Raw genomic sequence first — 13,205 nt, forward strand, 5'->3', positions numbered from 1 at the left:
GTGCGGGGGAGCCGGCCGGACCGTCGGGCGCCGGCACCGCAGGACCGGTCACGAGCGCGCAGGAGGGGACCAGTGAGCATCGCCGAGTCGGACACGCGAGGGGTCCCGGAGCCGCCGTTCGAGGAGTGGGGCGACGGCCCCGCGCCGTACGCGCCCGGCGAGCGGCCCTCCGCGCCCGGCGACCGCACGCCGCCGCAGGACATGGCGGCCGAGCAGTCGGTGCTCGGCTCGATGCTCATCTCCAAGGACGCGATCGCCGACGTCACCGAGGTGCTGCGCGGCCCGGACTTCTACCGGCCCTCCCACGAGACGATCTACGACGCGGTCATCGACCTGTTCGGCCGCGGCGAGCCGGTCGACATGATCACGGTCGCGGCCGAGCTGCAGCGGCGCGGCGAGCTCCAGCGGATCGGCGGCGCGCCGTACCTCCACACGCTCTCGGCCAACGTCCCGATCGCTGCGAACGCGGCGTACTACGCCGAGATCGTGCGCGAGAAGGCGATCCTGCGGCGGCTGGTCGACGCGGGGACGAAGATCGTGCAGATCGGGTACGCCGGTGAGGGCCACGTCGACGACGTGGTCGACCGGGCGCAGGCGGAGATCTACCAGATCACCGACCGCCGCTCGAGCGAGGACTACGTCCCGCTCGCCGACATCATGGACGGCGTCCTCGACGAGATCGAGGCGATCAGCAACCGCGAGGCGGGGCTGTACGGCGTGCCCACCGGCTTCGCGGACCTCGACGACCTGACCAACGGTCTGCACTCGGGCCAGATGATCATCGTCGCGGCGCGTCCCGCCATGGGCAAGTCGACCCTGGCGCTGGACTTCTGCCGGGCCGCGTCGATCCACAACAACCTCACGAGCGTCTTCTTCAGCCTGGAGATGACGCGCTCGGAGATCACCATGCGCCTGCTGTCGGCCGAGGCGAAGGTGCCGCTCAACCACATCCGCAACGGCAACATGAACGACGACGACTGGGCGAAGCTGGCCCGCAAGATGGGCGAGGTCTCCTCGGCGCCGATCTTCATCGACGACAGCCCGAACATGACGATGATGGAGATCCGGGCGAAGGCGCGGCGCCTCAAGCAGCGCCACGACCTGAAGCTGATGGTGATCGACTACCTCCAGCTGATGACCTCGGGCCGCAAGGTCGAGTCGCGCCAGCTGGAGGTCTCGGAGTTCTCCCGCCAGATCAAGCTGCTGGCCAAGGAGCTGGAGATCCCGATCATCGCGCTCTCCCAGCTCAACCGTGGCCCCGAGCAGCGCGGCGACAAGCGCCCCATGATGAGCGACCTGCGTGAGTCCGGCTCGATCGAGCAGGACGCCGACATGGTCGTGCTGCTGCACCGCGACGACGTCTACGAGAAGGAGTCGACCCGCCCCGGCGAGGCCGACCTCATCGTCGCCAAGCACCGCAACGGCCCCACCCGCGACATCACCGTCGCCTTCCAGGGCCACTACTCGCGCTTCGTCGACATGGCGCACTGATGCGATCGAGCTGACCGGCGCCTCCTCGCGCCAGGGGAGCGGCGAGAGCGCCGGACGCGTCTCAACGTTCTGACCCCACCGTCCGTTGAAGGGGGGCAGGACGCGAGAGGGGAGCCGGCGTGCACGGGTCGTTCGAGGAGTTCGTCGAGGCGGAGACGCCTCGGCTGCTCGGGCTCGCGCATGCCCTGACCGGCAACCCGCACGACGCGTGGGACCTGGTCCAGGAGTCGCTCACCCGGGTGGGCGTGCGCTGGCGGCGGCTGCGGTCGGAGAACCCCGGTGGCTACGCGCGGACCGTGCTGGTCCGCCTCGACGTCGACCGGACCCGCCGGTTGCGGCGCGAGCTGCTGCCGGGGGCGGTGCCGCAGCGCGAGGTTCCGGTGGAGGTCGTCGACGAGGTGGAGCCCTGGCTCGTCGAGGCGCTCGGCACGCTGACGCCGCAGCAGCGGGCGGCGGTCGTGCTCCGGGTGCTCGAGGACCTCGACCACGCCGGCATCGCCGAGCGGCTCGGCTGCTCGGTCGGCACCGCGCGCAGCCACCTCTCCCGGGGCCTGTCCCGGATGCGCGAGCGGGCGGCCGCCCGCGAGGAGACCCCCGAGCAGATCGGAGAGCAGCGATGAGCGACCCCCACGAGGACCGGCTTCGCGAGGAGATGGAACGGATGTCGCGGGCCGTGCGGCCGACGGCACGGGCCGCGGGCACGGTCCACGCCGGCGTACGACGGTCCCGCCGGCGGCGTACGGCCGGTGCGGTCGTCGGCACGGCGGGCCTGGTGGCCGCCGTCGCCGTGGCGGGTTCCGCGCTGGCCGGGAGCGGTGCCGGCGGCGACCGGCGCACGACGGAGCCGGACGTCGCGGCCTCCTCGCCGTCGTCCTCGCCGTCGTCCTCGCCGTCGGCGGTGGCGGGCGCCGGGTGCTCGACCGAGGTCGCTGCGCCCCGGCGGAGCACGACCCTCGCGGACCTCGCCGAGCAGCAGCGGGTCGTGCGGCGGCTGCTGGAGATGAGCTCGGTGCAGGTCCGCCATGCCGCGCCCACCCCGCTCGGCGTGGTGGCCCTCGTGGTCGACGACGGCGGCGACCTGGACCACTTCGCCGACCCCGAGGTCGTGGAGCGGCTCCGGACGGCGGGGGCGGCCCACGTGTACGAGTGGGACCCGGCGGCCGCGGGGACGGGCGTGGACGCCGACGGGCAGGTCCGCCAGGTCCTGCAGTGGCTGCTCGGCCCGGCGCTGGCCGACGTGCGCCGCGCGACCCGGGACCTCCCGGGCGACGCGGGCCCGGTGGTCGCGCCGGAGGTCGGCGCGGTGGTGGTCCGGTGGAAGCGCCCCGCGCCACCGCAGGTGCAGGCGCTCGCCGGGGTGCGCCCCGATGGCGTGGAGGTGCTCGTGGAGGAGGTCGCCCATTCCCGGGACGACATCCGTCAGGCGCAGCGCCGGCTCGAGGTCGTGCTGGTGGAGCGCGGCCTGCGCGAGGACTGGTCCTCCGCCTCGCCGTGCGGTGACGGATCCGGGCTGGTCGTGGGCATGGTGCCGCCGATCGCCGACCGCGCCGCCCTCGAGGCCGACCTCACCGACGCGCTCGGGCTTCCGGTGACCGTGGTGCCGGAGCAGCGGCCCGTGCCCCTGGTCGGATAGGTCCCGGGCGCCGGCGAGCCGCACTACCCTGCGGGCCATGCGTCGCGGACCCGCTGCCCCCGCCGTCACCGCCGTGCTCCTGCTCGCCCTCGTCGGGTGCTCCGACGACGGGGGTGACGAGCCGGCGGCCGCACCCAGCACCAGCGGCTCGCCGACCGCGTCGAGCGGGTCGACGGCCCGACCGGACGGCTCGCCGTCGCCGAGCACCACCGACATCGCCGAGCTGGTGGCGAGCCTGCCGGGGTGCGCCGAGGTGTGGGTGGCGGGGGAGACGCTGCCCGCGGACTACGCCGGCTGCAAGGAGCCCGGTGGCGGCATCGACCCCGGGATGGTCCTGCAGTGCGTGGACGGCGCCGGCTTGGCGGCGTACCGCGACCGCTTCTGGGCCCGCCTCGACGGCGAGATCAGCGACTCGGGCGGCGGGGGGATCGCGCAGGACCCGGAGTACGCCGCCGACGTCACCGCCTGCCAGGGCTGACCGGCGCCCGGGGCGGACCGCGCCGGGTTGTCCGCAAGGTCACATACCGGCGGTCTGTCCGACACCGAGGCAATTGAACTACGTTCAACAGCATGCGCCCGCGCCTCGTCTCCGCCCTCGCCGGGATCGCCGGGCTCGCGCTCGCGGCGAGCCCGCTCGCCGTCCCGGCCCAGGCAGCGGAGGGTCAGCCCGCCCGCACCGCTGCAGCTCCGGCCGGCAAGCAGGCGGGCGAGCAGGCGGGCAAGCAGGCGGGGAGGCGCGTCGGGAGCCGCGAGGTCGCCTTCGAGGTCAGCAACGCCAACACGACGACCGCGCTCTGCAGCTCCGACGGCGAGGCCTACGAGCTGCGCGGGCGCCTCGTCGGCCCGCGGCGCGCGCTCTCCGGGGCCTCCCCGGTCCTGCGCGTCAACGTGCTGGTGCACGACGCCGGCACCGGCGCCTGGTTCTGGAACCTCCGACAGGCCCCCGGCGTCGACTACGCCCGGCACCTGGCCCGCCGCGGCGAGACCTCGCTGGTGCTGGACCGCCTCGGGTACGACCGCAGCCCGCTGGCCGACGGCACCGCCACCTGCCTCGGCGCGCAGGCCTCGATGCTCCACCAGGTCATCCAGCACCTCTACGCCGGCCTTTACCGGTTCACCGACGGCGGCGCGGGCGCCGGTCGCCCGCCGCACGCCACCCACGTCGTGGTCCACGGCCACGGCACGGGCGCGACGGTCGCGCAGCTGGAGGCCGCGGAGTTCGACGACGTCGCCGGCCTCGTGCTGATGTCGGCGCCGACGGCGACGCCCACCACCGAGGCGCTCGCCGTCGTGACCGAGCAGCTGGGCCGCTGCCTCGGCGGCGACGGGTACTCGGCGTACGGCGCGACGGCTGCGGAGTACCGCTCGCTGCTCTTCGCCAGCGCCTCGGAGCGGGTACGTCGCCTGGCGACCGCCCGGCGCAACCCGACCCCGTGCGGTGACGTGTCGAGCCTGCTCGCCGGGGTCGGCACCGCCACGTTGACGGCGCGCGCCGTCGAGGCGCCGGTGCTGGCGCTGTCCGGCGCGCGCGACGCCCGCGTCCGCCCGCTGGGGCAGTCGGCCGCGGAGTCCCTCTTCGCCCGCAGCGAGCGGGTCACCGCCCGCACGTTCGCGGGCGCCGGCAGCGCGCTGCCGCTCGAGGCCCGCGCCGGTCGTGTCCGGTCGGCCGTCCTGGCGTTCCTCGCCGACGTCCGCCCGAGCCTCTGACCCGAAGCCCGGCCCGGCCGGGCCCGCCCGGGGTTCGTCAGCCGCGAGCGGCGCGCCACTCCTCGGCGAGGATCGCGTCGGCGTAGCTGTCCAGCCACCGGCCGGAGCGGTGCAGGGCGTCGGCGACGGCGTGGGTCTCGCGGCGCATGCCGAGCCGCTCCATGATCCGCCAGGACGCGGTGTTCTCGGCGAAGCAGGCGGCGGTGACCCGCCGCAGGCCGAGGTCCTCGAAGCAGATCCGCAGCATCTCCGCGGCCGCCTCGGTGGCGTAGCCCCGGCCGGTGTGCTCGGGGTGCACGACCCAGCCGAGCTCGGCCTGGACGGCCAGCCCGCGCTCGGCCACCTCCGCCTGCGCCCAGGCGTCGGTGATCCGCAGCATCAGGTCGGCGACGAGCACGCCGTCGCGCTCGACGACGAGCAGGTGGTCGAGCCGCTCGGGGCGGTCGAACTCCGCGACGTACGTCGCGCGGTCCGGCGGCCCGGAGGTGAGCCACTCGTGGCTGGAGGGGTGGTGGCGCAGCTCCCAGACCGCCTCGGCGTCGGCGGGGGTGACCCGGCGCAGCAGCAGCCGTTCGGTGGGGCGGGGCCAGGCGACGGCGGCGAGGTCGACGGGGGGCGTCCCGGGCTCAGCCACGGGAGCGGCGCCCCAGGAGCCCGCCGCCCCACAGCGCCCACAGGACCAGCAGGGGCTGGAAGAACAGGCGGACGAACCGCTTGGTGTCGGTGTCGAGGCCGAACGCGCCGGTGCCCTCGACGTACTGCGCGATGTTGCCGGGGAAGATGACGACGTAGAACGCCGCGAGCAGCGCGCCGACGAGCCGCTGGTGGCGCGGCAGCGCGACGAACGCCGCGCCGAGGCCGATCTCGACGACGCCGGAGCCCAGCACGGTGAGGTCCTCGTCGACCGGGAACCAGTCGGGGACCTGCGCCTGGAACTCCTGGCGCTGCGTGGTCAGGTGCAGCACCCCCGCGCCGACCATGATCGAGCCGAGGGCGACACGGGCGGCGGTGCGGGCGAGCGGCATGGCGCCGAGCCTACGTCGGGCCGTCCGCGTCACTGACGCAGCAGCGCGGCGAAGGCCGGGCTCGCCCACCCGCCGCCGGAGTGGGCGGGCGGACGCGGCAGCTCGCGACCGCCGTACGCCGCCCCGCGGCCGTCGCGGGCGTCGTACCGCAGCCAGGTCCGCGCCGGTCCCTGCCCGAGCCCCGGGCGGCTCCAGTCGCAGACGCCGTCGGGGAAGGTGCGCTCCAGCCGCGACCACTCGGTGTCGGTGAACGGCACCGGGAGACCGGCGAGGCCGGTGTGGTCGGCGCGGCGCAGCGGGCGCAACCGGCAGGCCAGGGTGTCGTTGGCGCTGGGCCCGCCGGCCTCCTGGCGCGGGGTGGAGAGCCGGGTCTGAAGGACGTCGAGCTCGCGCGCGGTGCAGACGGGGTCCAGCCCGGTGACCAGGCAGCGGTCGGTGACGTCCGCGGGCCGCCCGGCGACGACCTTCGCGGCGAGCGGTCGGGCCGACCGGTCCTGCTCGACACGGGCCAGCCAGCGGTCCATGGCGAGCAGCGCCTCGGTCGCCCAGCCGAGGTCCCCGATGAGCGGCACGGCGCCGAACCACATCACCCGGTTGTCGGTGTGGCCCTGGTCGGCCAGCAGCCGCTCCTCGGTCCACCAGGCGTGGCTGTAGTCGTGGGCGATGCCCGGGTCGGGGCCGCCGTGGTTGATCATCGCGACCTCGTCGAGGTGGTTCGCCTCGTTGACCAGGCCGGTGCGGTAGGCGCGGCGCACCGACGCGGGGTCGCCGGTGGTGCGGGCGTCGGTGCGCACCGAGTCGACGTCGAGCCCGCCGATCGCGGCGTTGAGGTCGACGAACTGGGCGGGGGTGATCGCCCCGGCGCGGAGCGCCTCGAGGCCGTACTGCACGCCGGAGTTGGCGAACGGGATGCCCGCGAACCCGCGCCCGAGCGCACGCTCCTGCGGGCCCCACGCCTCGCGCGGCCGGCGGCCGAGGAGGTTGACCATCAGGTCCAGCACCGAGCAGCGCACGCCGCCGGGGTTGGTCTCGGAGTCGTAGCGGGTGGCCGGGTCGCCGGCGACGGGCGCGCGGGTGCCGGGGCAGGCGTGCTCGGGGTCCAGGGCCGCCTTGAACAGCCCCTCGTCGGCGACGACCGCGTTGAGGTGGGAGAGGTGCCCCTCGACCTGGGCCATCTGCGTCGGCGACCACACCACGCCGGGGGACCAGCGGGACGGGTCCTCGAAGTAGAGGCGCATCAGGTGGTAGTCCGCGAACTGCGCCCCCGCGGTCAGCACGTCGGGGTAGGAGCAGGTGGTGACCAGGCCCTGGTAGATCCCCGGGTAGGCGTTCGCGACGGTGTGCTGGGCGATCGAGCCGCCGGAGCAGCCGGTGCCGATGGTGTAGCGCAGCTCGCCGTACCGCTCGACCAGCCGCTCCTTGGCCATCATCAGCGACTCGGCGTTCATCGCGACGCTGCAGTTGTGCCCGGTGTCGGCCAGCGCCGTCGACATCACCGCGAAGCCGCGGCCCAGGGCGGCGACGTAGGACGGCTCGACGCCCGGGACGGCCGGGATCGTGCCGGAGTAGTCGTCCAGGGGCGGCTCGTCGGGGGTGTACGACGCGCCGCAGCCGCCGCCGTGGGTGACGAGCAGCTTGCGGTTCCACTGGCGCTGCGGCGCCCACGCGGTCCACGGGCGCCCGGGGCGGAAGAGCGTGAGGATCGTGTACCGGTCGCGGTCCTGGTAGCCGTCCTCCCGGCGCACCACGAACGGCACCCGCACCCCGCGGTCGGTCGTGGTCGTCGCGACGTCGGCCGGCGGGTCGGCCGGGTCGTAGGGCTGGAGGCCCGCCTGCAGCGGATCGGTCGACCGGTAGAGGTAGGAGTAGCGGACCGGCTCCTCGCAGCGGGCGTTCCGCGCGGTCTCCTGGCAGGCGTAGTGGGGGCTGCGCGGCCCGGACAGCACCGGCCCGCCCGCGGGGTGGTTGGTGACGACCGCGGAGCCGCGCCAGCCCGGGGCCGTCACCCGCAGCGTGGTCCGCCCGGTGCTCAGGCCGGTGACCAGGCCGACGTACCGCCCGTCGCGGCGCACCGCGAAGCGCCGCGTCACGTCGCGCCGGCCCGCGAGCACGCGCACCTCCCGCTCGCGCACGCCGCGCGGCAGCCGGACCGCGACGAGCACGTCGCCGCCGGAGACCAGGTCGGCGCGGTTGGACAGCACCTCCACCACGAGCGGCCGCGGCTGCGGCGCGGGCGGCACCGCGTCGGCGGCCGGTCGCGGCAGCAGGGCCATCAGCGGGAGGACCAGGCACAGGCAGGCGAGCGCGAGCAGGCGGGACCGCATGCGACGTCCAACGAGCCCTCGTGGGGGACGTCACGGCACACTGAGTGCCGTGAGCGAGACGGTGGGACAGGTGGCCCGGGTGGGCCGGATGGCCGAGCGCGCGGTCGAGGCCGCGACGAGCGTGGGTCGCGAGGTGCAGGCGCGGATCTACCGCGAGGGCGTCTTCGGGCGGCGACCGGTCGTGCCGGTCGAGCCGGCCGCGCTCGAGGCCGCGGCCCGGCGCCGGATGAGCCCCGAGGCGTGGTCGTACGTCGCCGGGGGCGCCGGCCAGCAGCGGACCGTCCGCGCGAACACCGAGGCGTTCGACCGCCACCGGATCGTGCCGCGCATGCTGGTCGACGTCGAGGAGCGCGACCAGTCGGTCGAGCTGTTCGGTCGGCGGCTGCCCTCGCCGTACCTCCTCGCCCCGATCGGCGTCCTCGAGATGGCCCACCGCGAGGCCGAGCACGCCGTCGCGCGGGCCGCCCGCTCGCTCGGCGTGCCGATGGTGCTCTCCACGCAGGCGTCGGTGCCGATGGAGGAGGTGGCGCGCGACCTCGGCGACTCGCCGCGGTGGTACCAGCTGTACTGGTCCAAGGACGACGGCGTCGTGGACTCGTTCGTGCGGCGCGCGGAGGAGATCGGCAGCGACGCGCTGGTCGTCACCCTCGACACCCACGTCCTGGGCTGGCGCACCCGCGACCTCGACCTGGCCTACCTGCCCTTCGCCCGGGCCGAGGGGATCGCCCAGTACCTCAGCGACCCGCACTTCCGCTCGCTCGTCGAGCACCGCGCCGCGAACCCGCCGGCCGTCGAGGGCCCCCAGCCCCGGCCGACGCCGGCGGCCGTGCGGGCGCTGCTGTCGATGACGCGGCACTACCCCGGCCGGTTCCTCGACAACCTGCGCTCGCCGCTGCCGCGGGCGGCGGTGGAGACGTTCCTCGACGTGTTCTCGCGCTCCTCGCTGACGTGGGAGGACCTGTCCTACCTGCGCGACCGCACCTCGCTGCCGATCGTGCTCAAGGGCATCCAGGACCCGCGCGACGCCCAGCTCGCGCTCGAGCACGGCGTCGACGGGATCGTGGTGTCCAACCACGGCGGTCGGCAGGTCGACGGCGCGATCGCCTCGTTGGACGCGCTGCCCGCCGTGGTCGACACCGTCGGCGGCCGGGTGCCGGTGCTCTTCGACAGCGGGGTGCGCAGCGGCGCCGACGCCTTCACCGCGCTCGCCCTCGGCGCGCAGGCGGTGCTCGTCGGCCGGCCCTGGGTCTACGGGCTGGCGCTCGCCGGGGAGGACGGGGTCCGCGCGGTCATGGAGCACCTCATGGCCGAGCTGGACCTGACCATGGCGCTCAGCGGGGTCACCGACCTCGCGGGCATCACCCGCGACCTGCTCGCCTGAGCCGGGCGCGGGAGTGGGCGGACGGCACGCCGCCGGGCCGGCGGCCGGGCACGGACACGGACACGGGCACGGGCAGGTCTCGGCGGAGGTCGACGTACGTCGCGGCGCGCGCACGGCGCTGCTCGGCGCGCTGGCGCTGGCCGGCGTCGTCGCGCTCGTCGGGCTGGTGTGGTTGTGGCCGGACCGGTCGGCGGCCGCGGCGCTGCAGGAGGAGGTGTCGTTCCAGGCACCCGGCGTCCTGCTCGTCGACGCGACGATCGGGTCGGTCGCGGACGGGCGGGCCTCGGTCAGCATCGCCGAGGGGCCCGACGCCGGCGCCCGGCGCACCGTCGACCTCCCGCCCGAGGTGGCCGCCTCCGGGCTCGAGGAGGGCGACACGCTGCGCCTGCAGTCGCCGCCGCCGGTCGACGGCGGCGAGCGCACCTACGTCTACTTCGGCACCGACCGCGACGGGCCGCTGTGGGTGCTGGCCGGCCTGTTCGTGCTGGTGGTGCTCCTCGTCGCGCGGTGGCGCGGGCTCCTGGCGCTGCTCGGCCTGGGCTTCGCCGGGCTGGTGCTGCTCGGGTTCGTGCTGCCGGCGTTGCTCACGGGCGAGCCCGGCCTCGCGGTGGGCCTGGTCGGCTCCACGCTGATCATGGTGGTCGTCCTCTACACGACCCACGGCTTCTCGGTGCGCACCAGCGCCGCGCTCGCCGGCACGCTCGCCGGCCTCGTGGTCACCGCCCTCCTGGGCCTGGTGGCCACCCGCGCGTCGCGGCTGACCGGGTTCGGCGACGAGGCCGCGGGCCTCCTGACGACGTACGTCGCCGGGCTGGACCTGCAGGACGTCTTCACCTGCGCGCTGGTCGTCGCGGGGCTCGGCGTGCTCAACGACGTCACGATCACGCAGTCCTCCGCGGTGTGGGAGCTGCGCGGCGCGGCGCCGGGGATGAGCCGGCGGCAGCTGTTCCTCAGCGGCATGCGGATCGGCCGGGACCACATCGCCTCGACGATCTACACGATCGTCTTCGCCTACGCCGGCACCGCGCTGGTGCTGCTCATGGTGCTCTCGCTCTACGGCCTCCCGCTCGGCGACCTGCTGGCCACCGAGGAGATCGGCCAGGAGGCGGTCCGCACGCTGGTCAGCAGCACCGGCCTGGTGCTCGCGGTGCCGATCACCACCGCGATCGCGGTCTGGACGGTGCCGGGCCCGGTCGGCAGGTCCTGAGCCCGGCGGGTACCGGTCGCCCGTGCGCCCCCGCCTGCTCCTGCTCGACGTCAACGAGACCCTGTCCGACACGGCCGCGATGGCCGACGCGTTCGCGCGCGCGGGAGCGGCGCCACAGCTGGCCGGCGCGTGGTTCGCCTCGGTGCTGCGCGACGGGTTCGCGCTGGCCGCGGCCGGCGCGAGCGCGCCGTTCGCGGAGCTCGCCCGTCACCACCTCGGCCGGCTCGCCGGTCCGGAGCGGGCCGAGGAGCTGCTCGAGGCGTTCCTCGCGCTCGACGTGCACCCCGACGTGCGGACCGGCCTGCGGCGGCTCGCCGACACCGGGGTGCGCGTGGCCACCCTGAGCAACGGCTCCGCGTCGGTCGCGGAGGACCTGCTGGAGCGGGCCGGGGTCCGCGAGCACGTCGAGGCCTGCCTGTCGGTGGAGGACGCCGGTGTCTGGAAGCCGCACCCGAGCAGCTACCGCTGGGCCGTCGGACGGCTGGGCGTCGACCCGGTCGAGGCGGCGCTCGTCGCGGTGCACCCGTGGGACACCGACGGCGCGGCCCGCGCGGGGCTCGGTTCGGTCTGGGTCGACCGCGCGGGCGAGCGCTACCCGGCGTACCTCCTCGCCCCGGGACGGACCGTCGCCTCGCTCGACGAGCTGGCGGATGCGCTGGGCTGACCAGGCCGGTCTGACAGGCTGACCCGCGTGCACCACATCGGGATCGACCTCGCCTGGGGCGAGCGCCAGCCCACCGGGCTCGCCGTGCTCGACGAGGACGGCGTGCTGGTGCACGTCTCCGCGGTGCGCACCGACGAGGAGATCGCCGAGCGGCTGGCGGCGTACGTCGAGGGGCCGTGCCTGGTCGCGATCGACGCCCCACTGGTCGTGCGCAACGAGACGGGGTCGCGGCCGGCGGAGAAGGCGCTGACCAAGGACTTCCGGCGGTTCGAGGCCGGCTGCCACCCCTCGAACCTGTCGAAGCCGGAGTTCCGCGACGGGCCCCGCGGCGCCCGGGTCTGCAAGCGGCTGGGGCTCGACCTGGACCCGCGCTCGGGCCGGGCGCGCCGGGCGATCGAGGTCTACCCGCACCCGGCGACGATCGTGCTGTTCGGGCTCGAGCGGACGCTGAAGTACAAGGACAAGCGCGGCCGCGACGTCGAGCTGCTCCGCGGTGAGCTGCTGACGCTGATGACGCACGTCGAGGCGGTCGTGCGCACCGAGGGTCCGGACGGGTCCGACAGCGCCTGGGCAGCACTGCGCCGCGCGGTCGAGACCGCGACCCGCAAGAGCCAGCTGCGGGTCGTGGAGGACCAGGTCGACGCGGTGGTCTGCGCCTACGTCGGCCGCTTCGCCGACCTCCACCCCGACCGCACCACCGTCTACGGCGACCTCGCCGAGGGGTACATCGTCACCCCGTCCCTGCCCGACGAGAGCACCGCGATCCGCTCGGCGATTCAGGCGTACGCCGCCCAGCACGCCGAGCTCTCCGCGGCCGGCGAGCAGGCGGTCGCGCTGGTCACCTCGATCCTCGACGAGGCCGGCATCAACTACCTGACCGTCACCGGACGGACCAAGTCGGTCGTGTCGTTCGCGGAGAAGGCGGGGCGGATGCGCGACGGCCAGGCCCTCTACCCCGACCCGCTGACCGACATCACCGACCAGCTCGGCATCCGGGTGATCACCTACGTCCAGGACGACGTCGAGGCGGTCGCCGGGCTGCTGGCCGACCAGGTCGTCGTCCACGACGACCGCGACATGGGCCGCGAGACCGCCCGCGAGGGACGGTGGGGGTACGCCTCGCGCCACCTGCTGGTCGCCCTCGACGCCGCGCGCGAGTCCCAGGCGGCGTACGCCGGGCTGCGCGGGCGGGTCGCGCAGGTGCAGGTCCGCACCGTGCTGCAGCACGCGTGGGCGGAGTTCGAGCACGACATCCGCTACAAGGGATCGGTGCCCGAGGAGCACGCCTCCGACTTCGACCGCCGCTTCACCCTCGCCGCCGGGCTGCTCGAGCTGGCCGACCGGGAGTTCTCCACCATCCGCGAACGGCTGCGCGCCGAGCCCACAGCGCCCGCCCCGGTCGCCGACGACGACCCCCGCCTGGACCCCCGCGAGCTCGCGGCGTTCCTGGCCGGCCAGTACGCCGACGCCGGCTGGTCGCGGACCGACCACTACGCCTGGATCTCCGGCCTGCTCCTCGAGCTCGGCATCACGTCCCTCGACGAGCTCGGCGACGTGGTCCGCCCGACCGCGGCCATGGCGCTCAACGAGCGGATGGACTACCGCTACCCGCCGGGCGCCGTCCGCCGCCTCGACGACGCCCTCCTCGCCGTCTTCGGTGAGCGGTACGTCGACCTCCACGGCAACGCCCACCGCGCCGGCCTCCTCCGCCAGCGGCTGGACAAGCTCCGCGGCTGACCGGCGCGGGCTCGCCTGCTCAACCGGCGGGAGGCG

Annotated in this window: 12 protein-coding genes; 9 read left to right on the forward strand and 3 right to left on the reverse strand. The window is 75.2% G+C overall.

The features are described from left to right. Positions 1–72: 72 nt before the first annotated feature. The 5 genes from dnaB (at position 73) to QWY28_RS05125 (ending at position 4,831) form a co-directional block, all read left to right on the forward strand. Positions 73–1,491 (forward strand): replicative DNA helicase, encoded by a 1,419-nt coding sequence (dnaB, locus tag QWY28_RS05105; protein WP_300951204.1) that lies wholly within the window; start codon positions 73–75, stop codon positions 1,489–1,491. Between the two features lie 119 nt (positions 1,492–1,610). After that, positions 1,611–2,111, forward strand: coding sequence for a SigE family RNA polymerase sigma factor (locus QWY28_RS05110; protein WP_300951205.1), 501 nt, complete (start codon positions 1,611–1,613; stop codon positions 2,109–2,111). Continuing rightward, positions 2,108–3,124: a hypothetical protein gene (locus tag QWY28_RS05115; RefSeq protein ID WP_300951206.1), complete on the forward strand. Its 1,017-nt coding sequence runs from the start codon at positions 2,108–2,110 to the stop codon at positions 3,122–3,124. The genes QWY28_RS05110 and QWY28_RS05115 overlap by 4 nt, the downstream gene beginning before the upstream one ends. Before the next feature lie 37 nt (positions 3,125–3,161). Next, a complete protein-coding gene (locus QWY28_RS05120; protein ID WP_300951207.1) occupies positions 3,162–3,602 on the forward strand; it encodes a hypothetical protein in 441 nt (146 codons plus the stop codon). A 92-nt stretch (positions 3,603–3,694) separates the two neighbouring features. Next, entirely contained in the window at positions 3,695–4,831 is a 1,137-nt protein-coding gene (locus tag QWY28_RS05125) for an alpha/beta hydrolase (RefSeq protein WP_300951208.1), read from the forward strand. Between the two features lie 37 nt (positions 4,832–4,868). Here QWY28_RS05125 and QWY28_RS05130 read toward each other — a convergent pair whose 3' ends face one another. Genes QWY28_RS05130 through QWY28_RS05140 form a run of 3 tightly spaced genes read right to left on the reverse strand, consistent with a single transcriptional unit; the run spans position 4,869 to position 8,180 of the window. Then, the gene (locus QWY28_RS05130; RefSeq protein ID WP_300951209.1) at positions 4,869–5,465 is read right to left on the reverse strand and encodes a GNAT family N-acetyltransferase; all 597 of its coding nucleotides are present in this window, start codon (positions 5,463–5,465) and stop codon (positions 4,869–4,871) included. Further along, positions 5,458–5,856: a DoxX family protein gene (locus QWY28_RS05135; RefSeq protein ID WP_300951210.1), complete on the reverse strand. Its 399-nt coding sequence runs from the start codon at positions 5,854–5,856 to the stop codon at positions 5,458–5,460. Before QWY28_RS05135 ends, QWY28_RS05130 begins: the two co-directional genes overlap by 8 nt. Positions 5,857–5,885: 29 nt before the next feature. Then, positions 5,886–8,180: a DUF6351 family protein gene (locus QWY28_RS05140; RefSeq protein ID WP_300951211.1), complete on the reverse strand. Its 2,295-nt coding sequence runs from the start codon at positions 8,178–8,180 to the stop codon at positions 5,886–5,888. 49 nt (positions 8,181–8,229) lie between these two features. Here QWY28_RS05140 and QWY28_RS05145 point away from each other — a divergent pair, with 49 nt between their 5' ends. From QWY28_RS05145 to QWY28_RS05160, 4 genes are read left to right on the forward strand one after another with little or no spacing between them, the layout of a single operon-like run. After that, positions 8,230–9,561 carry a lactate 2-monooxygenase gene (locus QWY28_RS05145; RefSeq protein WP_300951212.1) on the forward strand — a complete coding sequence of 444 codons (1,332 nt, stop codon included), beginning with the start codon at positions 8,230–8,232 and terminating at the stop codon, positions 9,559–9,561. A gap of 13 nt (positions 9,562–9,574) precedes the next feature. Continuing rightward, entirely contained in the window at positions 9,575–10,768 is a 1,194-nt protein-coding gene (locus tag QWY28_RS05150) for a YibE/F family protein (RefSeq protein WP_300951213.1), read from the forward strand. Between the two features lie 22 nt (positions 10,769–10,790). After that, positions 10,791–11,432 (forward strand): haloacid dehalogenase type II, encoded by a 642-nt coding sequence (locus QWY28_RS05155; RefSeq protein WP_300951214.1) that lies wholly within the window; start codon positions 10,791–10,793, stop codon positions 11,430–11,432. Positions 11,433–11,459: 27 nt separating this feature from the next. Continuing rightward, the gene (locus QWY28_RS05160) at positions 11,460–13,169 is read left to right on the forward strand and encodes a DUF429 domain-containing protein (protein WP_300951215.1); all 1,710 of its coding nucleotides are present in this window, start codon (positions 11,460–11,462) and stop codon (positions 13,167–13,169) included. Positions 13,170–13,205: the final 36 nt, after the last annotated feature.

This window comes from Nocardioides oceani (assembly GCF_030412965.1).
Classification (GTDB): Bacteria; Actinomycetota; Actinomycetes; order Propionibacteriales; family Nocardioidaceae; genus Nocardioides; species Nocardioides oceani.